Origin of the sequence: Tundrisphaera macrotermitis (assembly GCF_051175315.1) — a bacterium.
Lineage (GTDB): Bacteria > Planctomycetota > Planctomycetia > Isosphaerales > Isosphaeraceae > Tundrisphaera.
The window spans coordinates 6,884,693-6,908,275 of sequence record NZ_CP195100.1 but is presented as its reverse complement, the minus strand read 5'-3'; the positions used below and the strand labels follow the sequence as shown (position 1 = coordinate 6,908,275).

Sequence of the window (23,583 nt, the reverse complement as noted above, 5' to 3'; positions counted from 1 at the left end):
AGCCTTCACGATGTCTCGATCCCCTCGCAGGAAGGTAAGGGGATCTCGATAGTCTCGACGACGGTTGGCACGATGGTTACGGCACGCCGGTCTGTCGTGGATCGAGCTTCGGAAGATCATTCGCTATGCCCCAGTCGATCCCGAGAGTTCTGACTCAGCATCATGTGATAGCGGCGCTCGCCGATCTCGACGCCGGGATCGGCCACCCATTCGGCTCGCCGACCGGCTACGAGGTCGTCCACGGGGGCAGGCGATACCCGCCCAAGGCGGTGATCGGCGTTGCGTTCCGGCATTTGACTGGCCAGATTCTCCGGCCCGAGGAGTTCAGCGGCGGCGACGCCCCCGGCCAGGCGAACTTCGTGCTCCGGGAACTCGGCTTCACGATCGAGAAGAAGGGTGCCCTGATAGCGTCGGAAGAGGTCGAGTAAGCCAAGGAGCGGGGACGTCCCTGGTCCCATGACGAGGTGGACCTGATCGTCGCCGACTACTTTCACATGTTGAAGGCCGAGCTAGCAGGTGATCCGTACAGCAAGGCAGAGCACAACCGGGCCTTGCAGCCGCTCCTGGACGGCCGCTCGAAAAGCTCGGTCGAGTTCAAGCACCGGAATATCAGTGCCGTCCTGGTCGCCACGGGCCTTCCGTACATCGAGGGCTAAAGGCCCACCGAGAACTTACAGAAGACGGTCCTGCCGCATGCCGTCGAGGGCTACCTGATCCGCCATCCCGACTTCTTCGATTCGCTGGCTGATGGCGTAGTTCTGAACCCGGTCGCCGCCCCCGTGATCGGCGACCGCCCTCTCGATGCGATCTTCGAGGACCGGCCCGACCGGATCATCGTCCCGGCGAGCGACGAGAAACCCTGGCTCTCACGGAAGGGCAAGAGTATCGACTTCGCCCGACGGGACGCCATGAACCGGCACCTGGGCCAACTCGGCGAAAAGTTCGCCATCGATGTCGAGAGGCGAAGGCTGCTGTTCTGCGGCCGGGACGACCTGGCGGCCAAGGTTGAGTGGGTGGCCATGACGTGTGGCGATGGGTTCGACGTGCTATCGTTCGACGAGGGAGATGAATCTGAGCGGTTCATTGAGGTCAAGACGACCGGCCTGGGCAAGCACTTCCCGTTTTAGGTTACGGCGAACGAGGTCAGGTGCTCGGAGGACTGCCCGGAGCGGTTCCGGCTCTACCGGGTCTTCGATTTCGCCAGGGACACACGGATCTACGTGGTAGGCGGGGCACTTTCAAAGGGGTGCCGGCTGGAGGCGGTGGAGTACCGGGCTTCGGTCTGATCTGCCGTATTAGATATGTTTCAACGGACGAGCGAGAAAGAGAGGCGGAATGCCCGGCCTTACTTATGATGCAACATCTACATCACCTTCTGCTCGGGGTGTGGTGGCCCTGCGCTGATCTCGGGCGAGCGCCCGGTCCAATTGCCACCCCTTGTAGAAGTGCCCGTCGCTCCTGCTGATGTCCCGAACCCTCCCCTGGTGAAAGTGCAACACTCGGACCTCCCCCTCCTCGCTGAAAGATACGACGAAGCGAACGGATCTGTATAGGGACGACATCTCCTTCCAGGCCGGGACCTGGCCCCGCTGGCACTGCTTCGAGCGGAAGAACACCAGGACGTTGAAATTCGACGATCGCTCCTGCTGGTCCTCGGCCAACCCCTGCAACTTCGCAGCGTCCTTCTCGATCTGTGGCAGCCTGATCGTCACGGCCTCGCTCTCGACCTTGAACTCGACCGCAGCCGAGAGGAGGCGCCCCCGGATCGCCCGTGGCTTCCCCGTCTCGAAGAGGAGGTCCTTCCCGATCAGCAGATCGACTCGCCTCCAGCCGCCCTCCCGGTCGAGGTAATAATCCTCCGGGCATAGGTCGGCCTCGGCCAAGTAACCCTTGCCCAGCATGCGGGCGACGAGCAACTGGATGACGGCCGCCTCGCTGATCGTGTAGGCGTGACCCAGCGAGACGCACAGGTCGTGCCAGGTCTTGATCAACGCCCGGTTCAGCGTGTCGGAGACGTGGGAGACCTTGGCCCTCGACTCTTGTTGTGGGCGGGTCCCACGGCTCGTGTCTTTCCCGGAGTGCTCGGACATGGATGCCTCGGGTGGGGCAGGAAGTCGCTGGAGGCCGATACCCCAATATCGCTGATGCGGACCCAACCTCGACGATCTGCGAGATCACGATTCGAGCAAGACCTTGTAACCCTCTCGTATGACCTGGGCGATTCGCCTCCGACGCTCATGGAGGAAGTCGAGATAACTCATGACTTCCCATCCATCCGGGAGGGCATGCCAATGGCGCATGCGGTCGAGTTCCTCGGCCGAGTAGCGGGCGGCATACTGCGGGTAGTATTTCGCCGGGGCACCGTCGGAGATGGCGATGTTGTCCGACCACTCGACCAGCGCATAGTTGGCGATCTGGTTGGTGTCCCTCGGCTCAGTGATCCCGAGCGACCTCAAGTAATTCTTGGCGAACAGGTGGTGCCGCTCGATCGCCGACTTGTTGGCGTGTGAGGCCGGGTCCAGCAACTCCGACACCTTCAGCTTCGAGAACAAGACACGGGCGTCCAGCAGGTTCAGGGCGGCGTAATAGGCGAACAGCGACGGGCTGCGGGCCGACGACGTGGCCAACTCGTTCGGCAGCGTGATGGCCCAGTAGTCCTCGGGCAGGGCGTCCTGCGTGATCCGGTCGAGGTGAGCGACGAATTCGTCGGCCGACCGGACGTCACGCAGCCCCGCCAAGTCCTGCTCCATCACGGACTCGGGCGATCCGGTGTAGCGGCTCGTCAGGGACGACATGAAGAACCAGCGGGCCATGACGTTCCGAAGCCGGTAGAGATCGACGCCGAACTCCTTCCTCCCGATGAGGAACAGGGCGTAGCAGTACAACATGTTGATCTGCGACGAGATCATGTCCCCCCGCCGATAGCCGGCCCGGATCAGGACCTTGAAGAACTCGTGCCAGTTCTGGAGGTCCAGGGTCCCTGACTGGGCCTGCTTCAGGATGTCGAACTGCTTCACACGCTGGCCGTCCGAGAACTCCCCGGTGTCGAGGTCCTTGCCACGCAGGAGTGAGTAGACATACTGCAAGCGGGCACGCCGGAAGCCGACCGCCACGCTGACACGCAGCAGGTGGTCGGCGTCCGGGGTGAAGAAGTGATTGAAGGGCGAGGCGTTCCCGGTCGAGGGCTGGCGGGACAGGCGGCAGAACTCCTCGATCTCGGTCCGCCCATCATCCCAGAAGACCGACATCAGCGTGAGAACGAAATCGGCCTGGTTGAGCGACTTGCCCTTGCTGTTGATCCGCACGAAGACCTCGGAGACCTGCTCCTCGTTCATCGAGGAAGAAAGCTCCATCGCCGTGAAGGGATACTCCCGGAGGTTGAAGAGGCGGCCGATGGCCTCGGAGATCCGGTCCTCCTCCTCGTCCGGGACCTCCCGGTGCTCACGGAGCCGCTTGAGGAAATCCCGGACGAACCGATTGAGTGTCACGGACCCGGCCCAGAGTTCGCTGACGTCGGCGATGTACTCGGGGTCCCGCCCGGTGGCGGCGTCGGCGACCTCGAAGAGGCTATCCTTGGGGCGGAAGGCGATGCGAATCCGTTCCTTGCGGAAATTCTCCCGGACCACGGGGATGCCCTTCAGAACGGCGAAGAGCGACGTGAGCCGCTGCTGGCCGTCCACGATGAGCAGCCTGGAGACGTGCCGCTTCGCATCGGTCCCGATCTGCCGGTGGCCGTCGGATTTCCCGTTGGCCCAGAAGAGCAGGTAGCCAACCGGGTAGCCCCGGAACATCGAGTCGAACAGGTCCCGGACCTTGTTGTTCTTCCAGACGAACGGTCGTTGGATGTCGGGGAGTCCGATCTCCCCCATCTCGATGTCCTCAACGAGCTTCGACAGCGAATATTTGACCTCTTTGAACAGAGTCGTGGCCATCGATTCTCCCCGTTGACTACCGCCAATCGAACCCCTTTTCTTCCTCGAGCGGAGGTTGCGACTCACGCTCTCTCCAGGACCCCGGACTCGATCAATCCCTCGAAGTGGGCTTCGATCCGGGCCGGCTGTCCGCCTCCGGTGATCAGCACTCCGAGTTCCATGTTCGTCGTGAAGGCGTATTCGGTCAGGTTGGCGCTCGACACGAACAGCCACCGACCGTCGCCCGCCACGCACTTGACGTGCAGGAGGCCCGACCGGCCGTTCTGGTCTCGGGGTCGCCGCTCATGGGGCCACAAATAGACGTCGGAACGGGAGGCCACGGCTGGTCCCAGTGCTCGTAGCGAGTCGTAGGCTTCCCGGCCCGCCTGCCTCTCGCACGCCTCGACGACCACCGTCAGCATCACGCCTCGCCCCGCAGCCCGGACCAGGGCCTCGCAGATCCGGGGGATGTTGTAGACGGCGTAGCTGGCGATCAGCAGCCGCCGGGTCGCCGCATCAATGACCTGGAGGATCGCCTGCTCGGTGCGTCGGAACGGGGCGGTCCCCGACTCTGGCCCGGTCCACACGAGTTCGACCGACTGCCCATCACGGTGGCTTTCCTGGAAATGGGCCGCCGTCATCAGAGCCAGGGCGACCGCCTCGGGGCCGAGCCCTGCCGCTTCCTCCCTCCAGGCACGGATGAACGCCAACCCCAATGTCCTATAGAGAGCGTGCGGCACCACCCCGGCGGTTCGGGCCAGGATCATCGTCCATTGGCCCGCCTCGCATGTCATGATGGCCTCGGCAAGCGAACGCAATAGCGGGGTCGGAAGCTGGGCGGACAGCCGGTTCGCCGCCGCCTCAATCGCCCCCAGGCCACCACTCATGCTTCGTCCTCGAAGAACGCCAGGTCGTCCCGCTCGACGGTCTCCACCAGCACGGTCCGATCGAGGTACTTGTTCCCCCGCTCGCACGACGTCTCGGGAACAAACAGGCAGGCGTGGCACGCCGCACCGTGGAGCGTCAGCGAGCCCTGCGTCGGCCGGTGCTCAGCGCACAGGGGGTCCGAGGAGCATAGCCGGACGATCTCCAGGGCGTGGTCGAGGTGCCGGCCGAGCGTCTCGGGGTCGCCCAGGCTGACCAGCCCGCCGAGCGTCCCCTCGCTGTCCGGGGCGGCCGTGTAGATCAGAAATCCGGCCATCGGTTCGCCCAGGGCGGGGATTCGGGAATAGATCCGCTCCCGCAGGCTGGCCGCCGTGTAGCCGCATTCCAGGGATAATTGGCGGATCAGGGCGTGTGCCAGCGAGTGCAGCAGGACGAACCGCAGGCCGGGGTAGCCCTTCTCCGGCTCGGGCAGCCCCCTGGCAGTCCGCCACCGCTTGTGGGCCTCGAAGAAGTCGTGGTCGTGCCGGGCCATCCGGCCCGACCACTCCTCGATGAGGTCCTCCCGGAAGTGGAGGAAGATCCCCTCGCCCCGGATCTCCGAGGCCGGGACCCAGCGGGGGGCCTTGCGTGACAGCGGCGCCCGGATGTCGTCGGGGATCTCAACCGGGTCCTCGTAATCGCCAGGCGAGCCGATCCTGGTGAAGCCGACGAGAGCCCGCACCTCCCGGAGCCGCTCGACCAGGACAACCTTCTCCAGGTACTTGGCGTAGCGGCCCGGGGGAGGGACGACCTTGAGCTTGAAGTCGGGCGTGTTCCGGCTCGTATTCGGCTCGGTGAAGATGGCGTATTCGGGCGACTTCAGGTCGGACGGCCCAACCGATGGCGGGGATTCCCCCTCAGACCGCTTCTCCTCGATCGCCCGCCAGACCCGCTCGTCGTCGTAGGAGGCGAATTCCCGGAGCATGCCGACGCCCCGCAGCAGTTCGACGTTCTGCCGGCTCTGGACGGCCTTGAGGTTGGTCCAGTTCTCGGCGACCAACTGGGCGAGCTTGTCGGTCGCCTCGGGGATCGACAGCGCCGACAGGAAGATCGAGAACCAGGAGTTCGACGCCCCCTGGAGGATCGTGGACATGTGCTCTACGCCGCAGTCGGCCGGGTCGTAGTCCCGCAGGTGGGGCCGACGGCGGTTGCACCTCGGGAGGTTGGTCTGATTGTCCCGCCCGAACGCCTCGGCCATCCGGCGGCGAGATTTGCAGGTGTCGCACCGGACCTCGACGTCGGCCGCCTCGCCCGAGGTCCCGATCTCGAAGAGCCGAAGGGTCGATTGGCAGCCGGGCTGTCCCCGGTGGACGTACCAGTCCCAGGGGAAGTCGTCGAGGTGCCCCTTGTGGCAGGCCACCAGGAACCGGGCAGGCACGGCCGGAGTCTTGCCGGGGATGTGGCAATTGCTGTGGACGTACTGGGTCCGGTCGGGATATTGCAGGTGCGGGACCAGCTTGAGCAGGTCGGAGGCCGGCGGGATCGGGGCCAGCAGCCGGCACTTCGGGCAGACCATCCAGCGGGGGAACGGGGCGACGGGGATGCCCATCGTCGATGCTTCGTCCAGCGGGCCGGGAGTGGCGCCGTCGCTCGGGGGGCGGGGCGGGGTCCTCAGGGCCTCGACCCGTGGCCCGAGCACCTCCTGGACCGAGGCCAGCAGCCGCTCCTCGTTGACCTTGATGGACTGGGCCACCGGCCAGTCCTCCAGGCCCATCAGGATGACGGAAAGGAACGGCAGGTCGATCATCGACCCGACGCCGAAGGTCGTGAGGACCTGGCTGGGGCGGATCTCGCCGACCTTGACCTTGCGGGGAGACGTGCTCATGACGCCTCGGCCTCCGTCGCCTGGGCCTCGGGCTCTGTCTCGACCATCGGCTCCTCCTCCGGCCCGCCGCCCAGGTGGTGGTCGTCCAGCACGAGGTTGACCGTCGGCTCGACCTCCCGCAAGGAGTTCAGGCAGGTGAACTCGTCCCACCGCTCCAGCCCCGGTCGGTGGAGCAGGTTCTTGGTCAGTCCGTCGGCCGCCTCCTCGTAGCCGAGCCGCTGGCCGCCGGCCGTCCGCTGGGCCTGCCTCTGCCAGTAGTCGAGCTTCCTTTTCAATTCGGCCTCGACGAACTCCCGCACCTCGGCGTCCTCGCCGACCTGATACGCCCGATCCACGATCGCCCGGATCGCCTCCTTGACGACCGGGTGATTGGCCTCGGTGGCGATCCGCATGGCGGCCCCGTTGGTGTTGAACTCGGTCCCCCGAAGCCGGACGCACGAGACGAGCAACGCCGCCAGGCCACGGCTCAACGCCCCCGGCGAGAACGGCGTCACCGACAACGCCTCGACGTGCTTGTAGAACGTGGCGTGGTAGTGCTCGAACGACTCGTAGTGGGACAGGTCTCTCGGCCTGGCCCAGTTGAAGACCGTGCAGACGATGCCCGGCCTCGACCGCCCGACCCGGCTGGTCGCCTGGATGTACTCGGCCGTCGTCTTGGGCTGGCCGCCGACGACCATCAGCCCAAGCCGCTTCACGTCCACGCCAACCGAGATCATGTTGGTGGCTAGCAGGACGTCGATCGGCTTCTGGGGCATCCCGTCGTACTTCCTGGCCTTGGCCATCTCCTGCCGCCTGGCCTTCTTCGCCGGGTCGAAGGGTGCTTCGAGCCGGTCGAGGATCAGCGGGATCTGCGTCGATGACATCCGGGAGGTGAGTTCCTGGAGGTACTCGACCGGGAAGCTGCGGTTTGCTAGGCCCCGCCGGTCCATCTTGCCGAGTCGGTTGCGGACGTCATCGTCCACCAGACGCCGCATCCCGCCGAGTTCCCGCATCGAGTTGAAGTAGCCGACCAGCGTCATCCAGGCGTCGGCGTCGTGCTCGTACTTCTCGAAGAGGGCCTGGCCCGCCGACAGGAAGGCGACGTAGACCCGGATTAGGGCCGCCTTGAGCCGTCGGCCGGGGGCACAGATGCCGATGTAGCGGCGTCCGGGGTGGTTGTCGCTCGGCCTCCTCTGGAGCGAGAAGAAGTTGTCCCGGACGTCCAGGCCGTGGGGCGGGAAGACGTTGACCCGCCTTTTGAACAGCTTGAAGACTTGATCCCCGGCGTTGCGGATCGTGGCCGTCGAGGCGACCACCTTGGGCCGGACCTTCCTGCCGCCGACCTCCCAGGTGCAGAGCGAGTCGATGGCCGTCTCGTAGAGGCCGACCAGCGTCCCCAGCGGGCCGCTGATCAGGTGCAACTCGTCCTGGATGATCAGGTCGGGCGGCCGGAGCGGGTTGTGCGGGACCAGGCGGGTCGAGGGGAGATTGCCCTTGCGGGGATGGTCCGAGTCCTTGATCTCGGGCGAGTGGTAGCCGTGGCGGTCGCAGCGGGCGTCCACCTGGCCGAAGAGCATCTGGACCGCCCCGTTCCAGGGCATCTGGGCGAACTTGTCCACCGTGGCGATCAGCAGCGACGGCAGCCGCCGGTAGATTTCCTCGTCCACCACGACGACGGGCAGCCCCTCGCCTTCGGCCTTCTTGCGAGTAAAGAGGCAGCGGCCGAGGTCATCGCCGCAGTAGGTCAGGGTCCGGGCCTGACCGGCGGCGAACGTCTCGACCCTCAGGTCGTCCTTGTCGATCGGGCTGCCGCACCAAGGGCAGAAGGTGAGTTGATAGGGCGAGCCGCCCCCGCCCGAGCCGCCCCGCTTGCCGCCCCCGAGGTCGAGCTTGACGGCCTCGGCCGATTGCTCGGTCGTGTTCGGTGTCGTCTTCCGGCCGACCCAAAGGCCGATGCGGAAAGGCGTCATGCCCCAGCGGGCGTCCCCCTTCGCCAGGGCTTCTCGCCGGATCGACTCGCAGGCGCAGATCAACGCCGTGGCCCGCTGGAATTGCTGGAGGGTCAGCAGCCGGAGCGTGTACCGCATCAGCACGGCCAGGCCGTCCTCGCCTGAGCGTCCCTCGACTGTCCCCTGGAGCCGCCGCAGGCCGAGGGTGTAGGCGGTCAGGCCCAGGTACGCCTCGGTCTTGCCGCCGCCCGTGGGGAACCAGAGCAGGTCGGCGATGGCTTGGTGGTCGTCGGACCGCTCGGGGTGGTCGAGCCGGGTGATGCCGGGCAGGTTCAGCAGGACGAAGGCCAACTGGAACGGGTGCCAGCTTCGGTTCTCGGGCCTATCGACGTCCCGGTCGAAATCTGGCTCATGACCCCGCCGCACCCGCTCGGACAGGATCGAGTGCGTCCGCTGGAGCCACATTGCCCCATTCATGAACCGGAACGCCTCGGCGGCCTGGGCATCGCCCGTGATCAACTCGATCCCTTCATTGATCCGGGCCAGGGTCTCCCGACACCGCATCAGGGCCATCGTGGCGGCGTCCCGGTGCTCGGGCAGCCCCGAGGCGGGGTCCTGGATGCGGGCCTCCTGGGCGTCGATCCAGGCGGCGTAGGCGGTCGTCAGCGGGCCCAACTTGGCGGCAAGCTCGCCGGCCGGGACCTCGGACAAGACCTTCATGTCCCGGCAGAGCCCGGCCAACTTGGCGAACGACGGGTCCTCGTCGGCGTCGTCGGCCGTGGCCGCCGTGGTCCGGGGGACCTCGTAGGCGGGGACGACCACCGTCGAGATCCTCACGGCCCGATCCGGGCGATCGGGGGCGGTGTCGGCGTGGACGCTGACCCCGTGGCCGACGGCGAACTCGACGTGATGGCGGTAGAGCATCGCCATCGCCTCCTCCTCGGCCCGGTACACGCCGTCGAGCTTCTCGGAGAGGCGACGGGTCGTCTTCTTGATGAAGTCGGGCGACCCGTCGGTTGCCTCGACCACGAGCCGGGGCTGAAACAGCCAGGACTGGTCCTTGGGCTTGCTCTCCTCCTGGCCGTTGACGAGGAACAACGTGACGATCCAGCACGGGTCGCAGTGACGGACGACCCCCTGGATGGTGACGTCCGGGCACTCCGGGTCGGCAACGATCGGCCGGACCATTCCGATACGCAGGGGGATACGGTGGGGCTGGCCGCCCCTCGGGTGCCGCTTCCAGAGTCGCAGGACCCGCCCCGTGGCCGGGTCGATCCGCTCCTCCTTCTGGGGCCGGAGGTATTGCCCCCAGGAGGCGGTGGCCACGACCCCCTCGGCAGAACCATCGACGCAAAAGGTCATGCCGAAGGAGGAGGGCTCGGTGGCCTTGGGCAGGGCGACGGACAGGTCGGCGGGCCCGTCCTCGGGCCAGTCGTGGCCGTCCTCGGCCAGTTCATCGTTGAGGACGGGCGGGAACTCGTCCTCGTCCTCGTTGCCGGCGGGATTGGTCGCCTGAGCGATAACCTCGGGCGGCGGCTCATCCCTCCGACGCCTGGGGGCGAGGACGCCGACGAGGTAGCGGTCACGGACGGTCCGCTCGACGATCTCCTCTTCGGGGCCGCCGGCCGGGCCGAGCAGGTCGGCGATGACCATCTCCTCCAGCATGGCCCGGAGTTGGGACGGCGACGGTGCCTGTGGGAGGATGGAACTTGTCATCGTTCGGAACCTCCGGCGAAGGAGCCACTCATGCCTCGTGTCGTCCCTTCTTCTTGTGGCCCTGTCTCGTCCGCCTCGGTTTCTGACCCGGCTCCTCGCCACGGCCCTCGAACAACTTTGTCGAGATGCGTGTCGAGACGGTGATCTCGGGCGATGTCCTGGCGAGCTTCTCGAAGGCCCCGTAATCCTTCCGGTTTTGGGCACGCAGCCGTTCACTCGGGGAAGATGCTGCGATGTCCAGGATCAACCAAGAGCGGGCGTCATAGTAGTCGCCGGGCAGCGGCCAGCGGTGCTTCTGGCTCTTGTAGTGTCCGAGGTGATGGACCCGCCCGGCGAGCAGTTCGGTGAGGAACCGGCCGAGACGGGCGACGTCATCGGAGGGGTGGCCGAAGAGGGCCGATTGCACCTTGCCAAGTTGGTCGGGGCTGAGGGCAGCCACGCACGCCATCCAGGTCCGGGCTACCTCCTTCGGCAGCCTGTGGGCGGCCTTCGTCGGGTAGAGATCGACGAGGGAGTCGATCGAGCCGTCGAACCAGTAGACCGAGAGGATCGCCGAGGCGATGCTCAACGGCCGCTTCGACCGAGACTTCACCCCGCCCTCGGCAAATCGGAGTGCCTGGTTACGATAGAGCTTGGCGTGGGGGACGTCAGGGTCGAGCAATAGCGATGACTCGAAGAAAGCCACCTCGGTCGCCTCGAACAGGCTCTCCTCGGCCTCGGTGTACGACGAGAAGAGCGAGAACAGTTCGGCGAATCGGTTCCTCTTGGAGAAGTAGGTGAAAATCCGCTCGTCGAGTTCGGGGTTGGCGATGAGGTCTCCCAGCGCCCGGACTTCGAGGATGTCCGAATCGACCTTCACCGCCAGCCCGTACATCCGCTTCAGGATCTTGTCCCAGTTGCCGTCGTTGACGTGCGGGCCGTCCCCGACCTCGTCCCAAAGTCCGGCGAAGTCGCTGCGGGCAGCCTCCACATTGCTCGCCGTGACCTTCTTGTATTTCTCGTCCCACTCGCTGATCTTCTTGTTTGCATCGAGTTGGAAGTGGACGACCATGCAATCGACCGGGAGGAACTTGGTCTTGCCCGAGTTGAGCGTGAGGCGCTGGGACGACAGCGATCTCGTCATCGTGTTGACGACGTGGCGGGCCTCGGTCTCTGAACGGACACCGATGTTCTGGTCGTCCATCCACCGGACGTAGTTGTCCTCGCCGAACGGTTCGACGATCCGGCGGTCGTGCTCGAAGAGGAAGACGTGGGCGAGTTGGCGGGAGCAGTCGAGTTCATCGACCGGAAGGCCGACTCGGGGGTTGGGCGAGTGGCCGGCGAGCGGCTTGAACGCCTCCAGGAGCCTACCGAGCAGGCCCATCGCCTTCCGAGGCAGGCCGAGCGGTGCGAGATACTCAATCAAGAGATCGTGCTGGATGGACTCGAAGTAGTTCGTGATGTCGGTGACGACGAGGCACTCGTAGGGCTGCTGCAACAGGGTATGGGTCCGATACTCGTTGTAGCGGAGCCAGACTTCGAAGAAGTTGAGATACTCGTCGTCCTCCGAGACGGAGAAAGTCTTGCCCACCGGGGTCGCCGAATGCCGCCTCGAAAAGAAGGCTCCCTGGACCTTGCGGGGGAGGGCCGCTTCGAGTGCGGCATCGCTGATGTGCCGGTAGACGAGGGCATCGCAGATGTTGAACGAGGTGATGATGCGGAAGGCCCCCTTCGACTTGCCCATCTCGTAGCGGGAGGGCGGTGTCGGCGTGTAGTCGCCTTCGAGGATCTGCTCCCGGAGTTGTTCGAGCGAGGCGTCGAGGGTCAGGAACCAGTCGAGCCAATCGACCGCATCCCTCGCCCGGAGCAGCCGGATCTCCTTCCTGATGCTGGTGCAGGTCGCACGGAGCTTGCGGAGCGAGAAGAGCGTCTCGAAGTCCTGGGCGGTCGGGACTGAGCCGACGATCGCAGGGAGATCGGTCGGGGAACCTGACGACCCCGCCCCAATCTGGCCAGGCGGAACGACAGACTCCTCGCTGGGAAGGACCTCGGCGTCATCATCAACGGCTTGGGGGGAAGCCTGGATCATCGGGCTTGGACCTTAATCGAACATCGTGGGCTCGTTGGACTTCTTCTTCGAAGCAGGCTTGACCTTCTTGTCGTGGAGGCCCTGGGCAACCTCTCCGGCGTACCGCTCGTGGTTCAGCCGGAGCAGACGGGCGAGAACCTCTCGGCGGGCCGGCTCGCTGAGCGTGAAACGGACGCCCTGCTTCGTCTCGTGGAAGCCGTGGCCGAGGTCGAGGTCGTCCCAACCGTAGGCGGCGGCGACGGCCCGGTCCATCTCGACGTGGAGGTCACGGAGTCGCTGGATGTCGGCGGCTGTCTCGTCAGAATCATGGAAGTGATTGTAAGTTTTTGTCAGACCCTTCTGGCGGGTGAGCATGATTTGGTGACGGTGGGCGTGGTATGTCTCGGCAAGAGTCGTAAGATGCGTGTGATGACCATCGGGAAATGGAAAGGTATCGCAGCAATCCGATGGTGTGTATTGCATGTCTGTTCGGAGCGTCGAACTGTAATTTCGAGCCCATACCTCATGTATATCGGATTGCATTATGCCAAATGGACATCCGACAAATATTACGGTCTTCTCATTGTAGACCCAACCTGCCGGCACCCAGACAATTGAGTGGCGGTTTGCGATCCTTGCCCTCACTAGCACCTGCCCCATGCCGGTGATGGTACGGTAAAGTGCCGGCCGCTTCTCAGCATAAATCCACCATTGTTGTGGCAATGGTTTGCGAAGTGAGTAGTCGCCCTTCTCATTCCGCCGGGTCCGCTCCGGTTTCACCTTGTCTTCGACGATTGCCAGGCAGTCAGGGTAATCGGCCGACACCGGCCCCTGATAATTCTCGGGAGCCGAGTCCCGGTCGAGCGGCCAGTCGAAGAAGTTGATGACCCAGCGGCTTGGCGACTGGTCTGGTCGGGAGTTGAGGTCCTCGCCGTTGAGGTAGGGGAAGAGGACGTCTTTGTTGCGGTGGTCCCTCTCGATGAGCCGCCTGGCCTCGTCCGGCTCCAATACGAAGCCCATGCCCAAGACGTACGATCCTATGAAAGACTTGCCGGCGTTGGCGGCCAGGCGGTGCGGTGGGCCGCTGATGATCCCTGGCTCGGTCAGGAAAGCCGTCACTCCCAGGGTTGGTTTCTCATCGATGACATAGATGCCGTTCCAACCACCACGACGCACCCAGACGATGGAAACCTCCAGGCTCGCCAGCCCGGGCCACGGCTGGCTGGAGCCTGCCCGATTGACAACATATTCGGCGGCCAGGAGGAGGTCCAAGCCAACTTCCCTCGTGTCTCCCTGGGCGATCGTGTTCGTGGCAATCAGGCCGAATCCCGCACCGGGCCGGATGAGTTTGGCGGCCCGCAGGAAGAAGTAAGCGCATAGGTCGGCACTGCCCCGCTTGCCACCGGCCAGTTCACGCACCAGATAGTCTCGATAGGCCGTGCCGAGATAGCCGGTGATCTTCTGGCCGCCCATGAACGGCGGGTTGCCGATGCAGGCGTCGAAACCGTTGCGGTCTATGCCGTCACGGTCGGGCAACTTGAGGAAGACTTCGGGGAATTCGAGCGCCCAGTGGAACGGCTGAGGGCACCCGACTTCCTCTCGGTAGGCCCGCCCCTCGGCCTCCAAGGTCTCCGGGGCCACGTCCCGGATGCGGTCGTTCACCTCCTTGAGCACTTCCTTCAGCCAGGCCATCCTCTCGGCCGGCTTGGCAGGCTTCCAACTGGCGGCCAGGAGACGATCGGCCGCATAGGTCAGCCGCCTGGTGTCCTGCTTGATGTGGTAGAACAGCCTCTCCTTCGCCTCTACCTCCCCGATCGAGTCGTTGCCGAGGCGCTCCAACTGTTGCCGCTGCTGCCGAGTGATACTAATAATTTTCGGGATCATGTCGAGCAGGCCGGGCAGGGTAATGCCTGCACCTTGGCCGTCGAGCGAGAACGACTTCAACTGGTCGGCATTGACGCCCACCAATGAGTCGCCGTGGCGGATAGCATGGTCGAGGAAGGTGAACGGCTTGTCCTTGGCCATGGTGTACAGCCACAGCGATAGCTTGGCCATCTCGGCGGCGAGGCGGTTCTTGTCCACCCCGTAAAGGCACCTCTGGGCCACGATCCGGCGGGCGAAAACCTCTCGCTCGTTGGGATCGAGCGGGATCGGCTGTTCGCTCGAATCTCCGAGTGACAGGTCGCCATAAGGGGTGATACGGACCGTCGGCGGCTCCGAGTCTTTGCTTCGATCTCGCCCCTGGAAGGGGGCCTCCAACTTCTCCCACGCCTCCATCAACCGCTGCGCCAGGTAGTTGTCCGCCTCGACTAGGAATGCCCCCGAACCGCAAGCCACGTCGCAGACCTTGAGGCTGAGCAGGTGCCTTGCAGAGCGGAGTTCCCAATCGCTTTCGGGCCACCCTTCGGTTGGACCTTGGTAGACCAGTGGTTCCAGGGTGTACTTGACGATCGGTCCCGTGAGGCTGCGGGGCGTATAGTGAGTCCCCGAACTCCGGCGGTCGGTTCCCTCGGTCATGAACACGCTCCCCCGGCGAATCACCACCGGGTAGCCGAACGTGTCGGGCCGGAGAAGGCTGGCGAACGGCCTCACCCGCCGAAACAGGTCCTCGTCGTTCGAACAGGCCGCACGGAGGCGGTCGGCATCGAGGCCGTCGATCGTACCGCTCAATGCTTTGTGCAAGGCACTGGGCGACCGCCCTGTCATCTCCTTGAGGGCCTTGACCAGTTCGTCCTCGCCCTTCTCCCGGAGCCGCTCCAACTCGGCAAGCGGGATCTCAGGCTCTTGGTCCTTCGACCCGAACAGCCCCAGCATCGTCTGGGCTGCCCGCTTAGCGGTGTGGTCGAGCAACCCTTCGTAGACGTGGCCGATCTGGGTGACTTCGAGCGCACGAAAGCTCAACTTGCGAGCCGCCGTCCCGCCCCCAGCGACCTTCATCGTGAGGACTTGGAGGGCGTTTAACAGGTGGAGGACCGTCCGGTTGTCCACCGGCAACGGGACCGGCGGGTTGGCCGGGTCCGGCACCGACTTCCACGACGTCCCCTCTGCCCGGCCTTCGAGGAACGGGAACCGATCTGGGTCGAACAGGTGTCCGCCGTAAGCCGGGAGGCTGAGCCGCTCGTGGTCGATCCCGCTATAAACGGCCCGGAAGGTGCTCAGCAGCCGGCACCAGGCGTCGAGCCGGCGCTCCAGGACCTCCTCGCCGAACTTCGACGAGTCCTCCAACTGGGCACGGAGGGTCGAGACGGCGTAGTGCTGATCGTATAGAGGATCGCCCAATCGGAGCAGCCCCTTCTCCTCGGCCGAGAATAGGAACACCAGACGCATCATGACGGTGAGCGCCGCCTCGTATAGCTTCTCCGGCGGCACGTCGGCCAGGAGCTTCCGGCCGTGGTCCTGGTCGGCCCGGTCGAGCGACCGGATGAGCACCTCGACGGCCTTGCGGACCTGATCTCCAAGCTGGTCGGTGACGTCCTGCTGGTTCGTGGCGCTCTCGGCCAGCATCGCCTCGGGCGTGTCCTTCTCGGCCACCCCGAAGAACCTCCGAAGTCCCAGCAGGCTGCGGAATGCCCGGAGCGTGGACGGCTCCTCGAACCAGAGGTGGGCGTACCACGAGGCGAACCCGGTCGTCTCCCCCTTGGGGGCATCGACGAGCATCCACTGCTCGCCGTTGGTCACGAGCCCGAGCCGGACACCCGTGCCGTGCAGCAGGTCGGTCATCCGGCTCTCGGGCCACGCCTTCCACGACCGGCCCCGCACTGGCTTCCTTAAATCCTGGTCGCTCGGGTAGACCTGGATCAGCAGCCGTTCCTTGCCCTCCTTCTCATCCCCTTTCGGGTTCCTCATGATCCGGTCGGGCCGGAGAGTCTCGACGTGTTCGGGCACCGCCACTTGGAGCGACTGCGGGACCGCCTGGCCTTCGACGAGCACCCTCTCGTCCAGGCCCAGCGTCTCCTTGAGCACGAACGATATCCAGGCGTCATGGATAGCCGCACTCGGCTTCGGCCCGGCCTGGTCCTCCTGCCACTCGCCATACGCCATCCGCAAGCTGCGGGCGTGCTCGGCGTCGTGAGCATCGAGCCCCTGCGGGAAGACCCGCAGCAGGACCGGGAGGCTCAGGAACGGCCCCGAGACCTCTACGAGGGAGAGCCATTCGGCATGATCACGGGCGGTGGACATGATGCTTGTACTTTGCGTTCTCGGTGTCAGGACTGTTGACTGAGGTGATCTCGCATCAGCGACTCGATCTTCCCGCCGATCTCGGAACCCTCGAAAATTCCTTCGATCTGGCGGATCGAGTGGCTATACCAGGAGGTGAAGCCGTTGTCGTCCTCGACCGAATCAACTATGAAGAATGTCTTAGTGTCCGTGTCGTAGTAGAGATCGGAGTCTTCTTCTCGATTTCTCTGCTTTTCGTGCGAGAGATTACCGACGTATTGGTGATTCGGCTTGGGATTGAAGATCATGAGAACTCCTCTGTCCAATACACCCCAAGGCGATACAGGTTTTGTCAACGATTCTCGGCATTCCTCACGGTCTCCCCACCGTGCATGCTGCACCGGGGGCGGATGGCCAGCAGTTGGGGGATCTTCAGCAGCGAGTCGGTGCAGTCGTCATCGGTCTGGATGAAGCAGACGCCCTGCTCCAGGTCAAGGTTGCTGACCCGCTGGGCCGAGAGCGACTCCAGGTTCGGGGCCGCCCGTCGGATGGCGTTGATCGCCTTCTGGTCGGACGTCTTGAAGATGAGCCGAGTGAGGAGATATTTGAAGATCCGGTCCGGGATGCGGTCCGGGAACTGGGATGCCAGGACGAACGACATCCCGTCGTGGCGGATCTGCGTGATGGCGTTCTCAAGCTCGGCCACGAGGTCCTTCGAGTCCACGTACTCGTGGGCCTCGTCGAAGACGACCATCTTGTTGACGCCGTTCTTCGCCCGCCGCACGAGGTCGGTCAGGACGAGGCACAGCTTCAGGGCGTCGTCGCTGCTGAGCGCCTGCATCCGCAGGTCGAAGACGTTCAGGCTCCCGCTGGTCAGGACGTCCCCCCACTCGTAGTTCCGATCGTCGGTCAGCCACTTGCTGGCGAAGCTCAGGCGGTTCTTGGCCTTCTGCCGCTGCATGTTGCTCAGCCGCTCGTCGGTCAGGATGTGCTTCTCCAGATTCTTATAGGTCAGCCGCTCCTGGTAAAAGAGCTTTTGGATAATGTCCCGGATGACGTCCATGTACTCGGCCTGGGGGCTGGGCGGCTTCATCAGGATCTCCCAGTGCTCGGCCCCGAGTTCGTCAGGCCGGAACTGGATGGGGTACATGGAAAGGCCCCGGTACTCCGCTTGACGCCGCCTCAACTCCGGCCCGAAGCCGAAGACGTTCACCCGATCGATGCCTGCCGGCTCGGCACCATACTCCTGCCGGAGCCGGCCGACCTCGGCCGACTTGGTGTTGGACTGCCCGTACCCCCAATATTCGAAACGAGCCTCGGGGTTCTTGCGGTAATTGAAGGCGACGACGCACATCGGCTTCTTGTGGCGGCTCAGGTTCGGGAGGCTCTTCAGGGCGCCCTCCATGAGGACGCCTAGGGCGTAGGACTTGCCCGAGCCCATGTAACCCAGCAGGACCATGCACTGCGGCTTGGTGAACGAGATGGCGAGCCCGTGCTTGCCGTCCTTGAGTCGCCCGATGAGCCCGAGGTTGGGGCTGTCCAGTTCCGTGTCGCCGATGACCACCTCGATAGGGACGGCGGGAGAAGTACCGGCCACCTCGGGATGGGCTTTCGCCAACTCGGCGCCCCGGGTGCGGGGACTCTCGGCTTTCGCCCTCGGGAGAGATAGGGGAGGTCCGCCGGGCTTCCGTGGCGGCGTCGGTGGCGTCTGTACCGATGTCTGACCATTCGTCTTCGGCTGCAAATCCACCTGGCCGATCGCCCGAGCGAAGCACCCGGACAGTTGGGCGGCGCTGCGAAGCAGCCGGGTATTGCGGGCGATCCCCTCGCCCCTGAGGAATTCCACGAACTGCCTCTTATCGACCTCGTGGGTGCCGATCGACAGGTCGTGTTCCTCGATCGCCACCAAGGTGTCGTAGATGGCGTTCAGTGCGGAAATCTCGTCTCCCCCAGCGTTCAGGTAGACGTTGCCCATCGCCTCGAAGGCTTCGACATACTCCCGGCCCTTGTCGCCGACCGCCTTGCAGCGGCGGTCACGCAGGAGGATCGCCCTCCTCGGCCCCCCGCCCGATCGCATGACTTCGTTGATATTCCTCATCCTCGCCGCAAAGGACTTCGCCTCGCCGTTGACGATGCCGACGCAGAGGGAATCCGCCCCGTCGGCCAGCTTGATGATCAGGTTCGGCGGCATCACCTTCTGCCCGCAGGTCGCCTTGCCGTAGGTCGCCTCCTCATTGGAATGCCTGAGAAGCGTCTCGACGACATCCTTGACCCGCCCGAAGAGGTCCTGCTCGACCGGAATCTCGGCGTCATAGGAGCCCAGGTGTTCCCTCTCGAATTCCGCCATCGTCGAGCGGATGAGCGAGTCCACGGCCTCACGACTCACGACGGCCGGGGCGACCACCTTTGCGGGGGCCGTCGCCGGGACGTCCTCGTCCAGCCACGCCTCGAACATCGTCCGGGCGCCCTGGATGAAGGACCGGGGCGACGTCGCCTTCGAGCAGAGGGCGGCCACGTCGTCCTCCGTGAAGGGATAGATGCTCGTCGGGAGCCGGTGCTTGGCGAACGACGGCTCCATGTGTGCCGCCAGCAACCTCAATCCGTGCTGGGGGCCGAAGGTCTCCAGGGTTACGGTCTGCTGGGCGATCCGCTCGGTCACGCTCCGGTCGAGGGATCGATCGAACCAGGATTCCCACAGGCTCGGGAAGATGCAGGTTACGACGAGCAGGTTGGGGGTCATCGTGAAGATTTCCCGCACCGTGTCGCCCCACCGATGCGAGAGCCGCTGCTGGTCCCGCAGGCCCTCAAGCTGGTCGAAGGCCAGGATGAGCGGCTGGTAATACGTGGAGAGGATGCCGATGGTCCTGATCGCCCGGAGGGCCTGCTCCTCTCTCTGCTGCTGGGTCGCAACGTCGGCCGAGGTCTCGTCGATCCTGACCCAGGAGGTATCGAGCCCGAGATCCTTGGCCTCGGCCTGATCGACGTCCTGGCCCGACAGCCACGTCAGCAACACCCGTTTCCGGTCCTCCCTGGCGACGAAGCAATAGGTGATCAGGACGTGGGCGATCCGCTGGTCCACGTCGGGGTGCTTGTGCATCAGGTAGCGGAGGGTACGCCGTCGGATCTTGTCCATGTTGCTCTGGCGCTGCTCGCCCTCGCCGAGCATCTTGAACAGGTTGTAAGGGTCGGCCTTCAAATCCACGATCCAGCGCTTCTTCAGGTCGTCCTTGCCCTCCTGGACGTCCTGCTCGAACTCGGGGAGGAGCACGGCCGTGAAGACGTGGGCGAGCAGGTCGTCCAGTTGGCTCCTCTTCGAGCCGCTGGTCGGCAGCGATCGGGTGAGGCTGCTCACCATGTTGGCCCAGATGTGCTGGGCGACGGCATCCTCGTTGTTGGGCTTGCGGACGAAGAGGATGTGGTTCGTCTCGGAGAGGTTGCGGGCGACTCGCATCAGGAGATGGGTCTTGCCGGTCCCGGCCTCGCCGAGGATCAAGATTCCTTGGGTGTTCGACTCGTCATCGGTCGCCTTCTTCCTCGAAAGGGACCTGAGGGCTCGGACGATCTTGCGGTAGGCGTCCTGATTGTATTCGGCCAGGTCGGGGACCTGATCCCAGGGCGTATTCACCCGGTCGAGGAACGCCGGGGGATCGTCTTCGAGGAGGGGGCGATATCTCTCGGCCTGATCCTGGTGCATGCCTACCAACCCTCTCGATGTCGGATCGAATCCGCCGCTAATCCTGACTAGAGGCCCCTGGCCATCCGCTCCGGCACGAGCAGCGACACCGCCACCGGGAACATCCTGGGCTGCGGGTCGGCGAACCTGGCCCGGACCGCCGCCGTCTCCCGCTCGATCTGCTCGGGGATCGCACGCAGCCTCGCCCGCAGGGCGTCGTAGTTCCGCTCCCACTGGTCCGACTCGTCGTCCGAGAACAGCTTCAACTGCCGGTACTCCCGGTCGCCCAGCGCCTTGTACTCCGGGTCATCCATCTCGGCCTCGATGGACCGGGCCAGTTCGGTCAGCACGGCCGTGACGTCGGCGACCTCCTTCTCGGCCCGGTCCGCCAGCGCCTTCTGCTGGCTCGCCGCCCGGTCACGCATCCGGGCTTCGAGGGCCCTGACCAACGACTCCCGGTGCTTGGCGTACTCCCTGGTCATCGCCTCCTTCATCGGCCCGCCAGGCTCATCGGACCGGGCCGCTTCCAGGGCCTTCTCGACCTGGCCGACGTTCATCGGCCGGAATTTGCCCTCCTGGAGGAGACCGCCCGCCGTGATGATCTCCTCATGGAGCCGGTGGCTGTCGCCGCCGACGATCACCAGCCGGGCGTGGGCGACAAGCGCCGGGTCCCGGAGCACGACGTCGGGGACCAGCCGGGCGGCGACCCGATTCAGGTTCTTCTTCCCCTGGCCCGACCAGACCTCGGCCCGCAGCAGGCGTAAGGCCATCTGGACGAGCCGGTGGTTCAGGTGGACGAGGACGACACCCTCCTTCGCCTCGGCCAGCAGGGCGTGGTCGAAGACGACCGGCCTCACCTCGCCCGTATGGGGATGCCGCAGCCCCTCTGCGCACAACCCCCAACTGCCCGACAGTGCGGGCAGCCGGAAGACCGGGCACTGGTGCCGCTTCGGGTGGGGCCAGATCCCCTCGACCTCCGTGGGGATCAGCTTCGGCTGACCGGCCAGTCCCAGGGCGACCTCGACCACCTTCTGGATGTTCTCGGGCGAGAGCCGCAACTCCCGCTTCGTCTCGTCGAGTTGGTCCCGCAGCCGCTTGATCTGCCGGGCCAGGTCCCGCTCGAACTTGAACATCCGCTTGACCGCTCCGGATTTCTCCTCGGCCGAGCGGGTGTCGAGCCAGGTCCGTCGCCCGAGCATCGCCTCCTCGACCTGCCGGGCGATCACCGGGCCGACCTCGCCCAGGTCCTCCCGGATGGTCTGGACCTTGCGGGCCGCCCGCATCAGGAATTCCAGGTCGTCCTCCAGGTCGCCGGCCGACATGGCGAACAGGGCGGCCTCCCGCTCCTTGTAGCCCTTGCCGACGAAGTGGTACACCAGGACTTCCGAGGCCCGCTGGCCGTGGCGGTCGATGCGGCCGTTCCTCTGCTCTAGCCGGTTCGGGTTGAACGGGATCTCGTAGTGAATCAGATGGTGGCAGTGGTTCTGGAGGTCGATCCCCTCGCTGGCGGCGTCGGTCGCCAGCAGGATGCGGACCGGGCTCCTCGACGGGTCGGTCTGGAAGGCCGCCTTCACCGCCTCCCGCTGGTCCTTGTCCATCCCGCCGTAGATGGTCATGAGCCGGTCGTTGCCGGAGAAGCCCGCCGACGCCAGCATGGTCATCAGCCAGTTCTGGGTCGCCCGATACTCGGTGAAGATGATCACCCGCTCGTCCGACCACCTGCCTCCGGGCCGGATGTACGCCTCCAACCAGCGGATCAACTCGGCCGCCTTGCTGTCGGGCCGGGTCGAGGCGCCGGCCGCCCATCCCTTCATCCGCCCGATTAGGTCCAGTTCCTCGGGCGTCGGCTCCCGGAACAGGAGGCTGGCGGCGTCCACGGCGTCGTCGGTCGCCTCCTCGTACTCCGAGTCGTCGAAGTAGTCCTCCTCAACCCGATCGATCTGCCTCTGGAGGATGCCGACGGTCGGCCTGGCGGCCGTGCCCCGTCGCCTGGCGGTCCTGAGCGACCGCTCGTGCTGCTCCAGGGTGATGGCGAACGCCTGTGGGCAGGAGAAGAGCCGCTTCTTGAGCGTCAGGAGCACGAAGTCGGTGGCGAACTTCTCGGCGTCGTCGGCCAGGCCCTTGCGACGCAACTCCGAGTACCGCTTCAGGTCCGCATGGGCGGCCTTCTCCTCCCCCGAGTACGGGACCTCCAGGGCCTCGAGCTTCCGCTCGGGGAACCGGGGGGAGCCGTCGAACTTGGGCGGCAACTCGCTCTTGAGCCGCCGGACCATGACGGCTTCGAGTTGCCGGCGGTCGGGTGGCCCCGGAATCCGGGCGAACCGCCGGTCGTCGAGCAGTTCCAGCAGGGCCGAGAAGCTCTCGGGGTAGCCGTTGTGCGGCGTGGCCGAGAGGAACAGCTTGTGCTCGAAGTGGGGGACCAGGACCCGCAACGCCTGGGTGCGGAGCGAGTCGGTGGCGTACTTGCCCTTGCCCGAGGGGGCACAATTGTGGGCCTCGTCGAGGATCAGGACGTCGTAGCGGCGGGGGTAGACCGACTCGCCCTCCTGGGGGAGGGTCTCCTTGAACAGCCGCAGGGGCCGCTCTCTCTTCAGGAAGTCGATCGAGGTGATCAGACGGGGGAAGTGGCCCCATGGGTTGGCGTGGATGCCCCGGTCCCGCCGCAAGGTCCGCATCAACTCGCTATCGACGATGCGGAAGTCGAGCCCGAATTTGTCCCGCATCTGGTCCCGCCATTGGACCTGGAGCGAGGCCGGGCAGACGACCAGGACCCGGCGTGCCCGGTGCCGGAGGATCAGTTCCAGGGCGACCATGCCCGCCTCGATCGTCTTGCCGAGGCCCACGTCGTCGGCGACGAGGAGGTTGGCCCGTGGCATCTGGACGGCCCGGACCACGGGGTCGAGTTGATAGTCCTCGATGTCGATGCCGGCCCGGAACGGGGCCTGGATGTTCTTCAGGTCGGCCGAGGAGGAGGCCCCCCAGCGGACGGCATCGAGGAAAGCGTCGAGCCGCTCGGGGTCGTCGAACCCGCCGGGCTCGGGCAGGGCCACCTTCTCCAGGACCTTGGCCCCCGGCTCCAGTTCCCAGAAGACCTGGAGTTCCTCCCCGAGGGCGTCGTCCTCGATCGAGGCCAGCGTGACGAGGTGCTGGGGGCCGTGGCCGGGTGGCCGGAGCGGCCCAGGTTCGAGGGCACTCCGAGCGACATCCGTCACGACGTATTGACGGCGCCGGACGGTGACGAGTTGACCCTGCTCGGGGACCGTGGCCGGCGCAGAAGACATCGGTCCCCTTTGGACTTGCGGCGTTCGTGTCGGGTCTGCGGCGACCCTTTATTGGTTGGGTGCTTGGCGTGAGGCAACCAGCTTACACCGACGGCGAGGTTCGATCAATCAACTAATAGG

13 protein-coding genes are annotated in these 23,583 nt (G+C 65.2%); 3 read left to right on the top strand and 10 right to left on the bottom strand.

What is annotated here, in order from left to right; genetic code table 11:
• Positions 1–125: 125 nt before the first annotated feature.
• The 3 genes from TA3x_RS27930 to TA3x_RS27920 all read left to right on the top strand — a co-directional run bounded on the left by TA3x_RS27930 (position 126) and on the right by TA3x_RS27920 (position 1,127).
• Entirely contained in the window at positions 126–428 is a 303-nt protein-coding gene (locus TA3x_RS27930) for a hypothetical protein (protein WP_435017963.1), read from the top strand.
• A gap of 36 nt (positions 429–464) precedes the next feature.
• Positions 465–656 carry a hypothetical protein gene (locus TA3x_RS27925; RefSeq protein WP_435017962.1) on the top strand — a complete coding sequence of 64 codons (192 nt, stop codon included), beginning with the start codon at positions 465–467 and terminating at the stop codon, positions 654–656.
• Between the two features lie 123 nt (positions 657–779).
• The gene (locus TA3x_RS27920; RefSeq protein WP_435017961.1) at positions 780–1,127 is read left to right on the top strand and encodes a protein NO VEIN domain-containing protein; all 348 of its coding nucleotides are present in this window, start codon (positions 780–782) and stop codon (positions 1,125–1,127) included.
• 222 nt (positions 1,128–1,349) lie between these two features.
• Here TA3x_RS27920 and TA3x_RS27915 read toward each other — a convergent pair whose 3' ends face one another.
• The 10 genes from TA3x_RS27915 to drmD form a co-directional block, all read right to left on the bottom strand.
• Positions 1,350–2,090, bottom strand: a complete 741-nt coding sequence (locus tag TA3x_RS27915) for a hypothetical protein (protein ID WP_435017960.1) — start codon at positions 2,088–2,090, stop codon at positions 1,350–1,352.
• A gap of 84 nt (positions 2,091–2,174) precedes the next feature.
• Positions 2,175–3,932, bottom strand: a complete 1,758-nt coding sequence (locus TA3x_RS27910; RefSeq protein ID WP_435017959.1) for a GmrSD restriction endonuclease domain-containing protein — start codon at positions 3,930–3,932, stop codon at positions 2,175–2,177.
• Between the two features lie 62 nt (positions 3,933–3,994).
• Entirely contained in the window at positions 3,995–4,798 is an 804-nt protein-coding gene (gene drmC / locus TA3x_RS27905) for a DISARM system phospholipase D-like protein DrmC (protein WP_435017958.1), read from the bottom strand.
• Positions 4,795–6,660, bottom strand: coding sequence for a DrmB family protein (gene drmB / locus TA3x_RS27900; RefSeq protein ID WP_435017957.1), 1,866 nt, complete (start codon positions 6,658–6,660; stop codon positions 4,795–4,797). Before drmB ends, drmC begins: the two co-directional genes overlap by 4 nt.
• A complete protein-coding gene (gene drmA / locus TA3x_RS27895; RefSeq protein WP_435017956.1) occupies positions 6,657–10,304 on the bottom strand; it encodes a DISARM system helicase DrmA in 3,648 nt (1,215 codons plus the stop codon). Before drmA ends, drmB begins: the two co-directional genes overlap by 4 nt.
• A 28-nt stretch (positions 10,305–10,332) precedes the next feature.
• Positions 10,333–12,372 (bottom strand): RNA-directed DNA polymerase, encoded by a 2,040-nt coding sequence (locus TA3x_RS27890; protein WP_435017955.1) that lies wholly within the window; start codon positions 12,370–12,372, stop codon positions 10,333–10,335.
• Positions 12,373–12,384: 12 nt separating this feature from the next.
• Entirely contained in the window at positions 12,385–16,530 is a 4,146-nt protein-coding gene (locus TA3x_RS27885) for an Eco57I restriction-modification methylase domain-containing protein (RefSeq protein WP_435017954.1), read from the bottom strand.
• 26 nt (positions 16,531–16,556) lie between these two features.
• Positions 16,557–16,817: a hypothetical protein gene (locus TA3x_RS27880; RefSeq protein WP_435017953.1), complete on the bottom strand. Its 261-nt coding sequence runs from the start codon at positions 16,815–16,817 to the stop codon at positions 16,557–16,559.
• Between the two features lie 44 nt (positions 16,818–16,861).
• Complete coding sequence (locus tag TA3x_RS27875; protein ID WP_435017952.1) at positions 16,862–20,203, bottom strand: hypothetical protein; 3,342 nt, start codon at positions 20,201–20,203, stop codon at positions 16,862–16,864.
• Between the two features lie 47 nt (positions 20,204–20,250).
• Entirely contained in the window at positions 20,251–23,463 is a 3,213-nt protein-coding gene (drmD, locus tag TA3x_RS27870) for a DISARM system SNF2-like helicase DrmD (RefSeq protein ID WP_435017951.1), read from the bottom strand.
• Positions 23,464–23,583 lie beyond the last annotated feature (120 nt).

Bases quoted from the DNA above. Each gene is read 5' to 3' on its own strand.
- TA3x_RS27910 (WP_435017959.1), bottom strand. From the start codon at position 3,932: ATGGCCACGACTCTGTTCAAAGAGGTCAAATATTCGCTGTCGAAGCTC.
- drmA (WP_435017956.1), bottom strand. From the start codon at position 10,304: ATGACAAGTTCCATCCTCCCACAGGCACCGTCGCCGTCCCAACTCCGG.
- TA3x_RS27890 (WP_435017955.1), bottom strand. From the start codon at position 12,372: ATGATCCAGGCTTCCCCCCAAGCCGTTGATGATGACGCCGAGGTCCTT.
- TA3x_RS27930 (WP_435017963.1), top strand. From the start codon at position 126: ATGCCCCAGTCGATCCCGAGAGTTCTGACTCAGCATCATGTGATAGCG.
- drmD (WP_435017951.1), bottom strand. From the start codon at position 23,463: ATGTCTTCTGCGCCGGCCACGGTCCCCGAGCAGGGTCAACTCGTCACC.
- TA3x_RS27880 (WP_435017953.1), bottom strand. From the start codon at position 16,817: ATGATCTTCAATCCCAAGCCGAATCACCAATACGTCGGTAATCTCTCG.
- drmC (WP_435017958.1), bottom strand. From the start codon at position 4,798: ATGAGTGGTGGCCTGGGGGCGATTGAGGCGGCGGCGAACCGGCTGTCC.
- TA3x_RS27885 (WP_435017954.1), bottom strand. From the start codon at position 16,530: ATGTCCACCGCCCGTGATCATGCCGAATGGCTCTCCCTCGTAGAGGTC.
- TA3x_RS27915 (WP_435017960.1), bottom strand. From the start codon at position 2,090: ATGTCCGAGCACTCCGGGAAAGACACGAGCCGTGGGACCCGCCCACAA.
- TA3x_RS27875 (WP_435017952.1), bottom strand. From the start codon at position 20,203: ATGCACCAGGATCAGGCCGAGAGATATCGCCCCCTCCTCGAAGACGAT.
- drmB (WP_435017957.1), bottom strand. From the start codon at position 6,660: ATGAGCACGTCTCCCCGCAAGGTCAAGGTCGGCGAGATCCGCCCCAGC.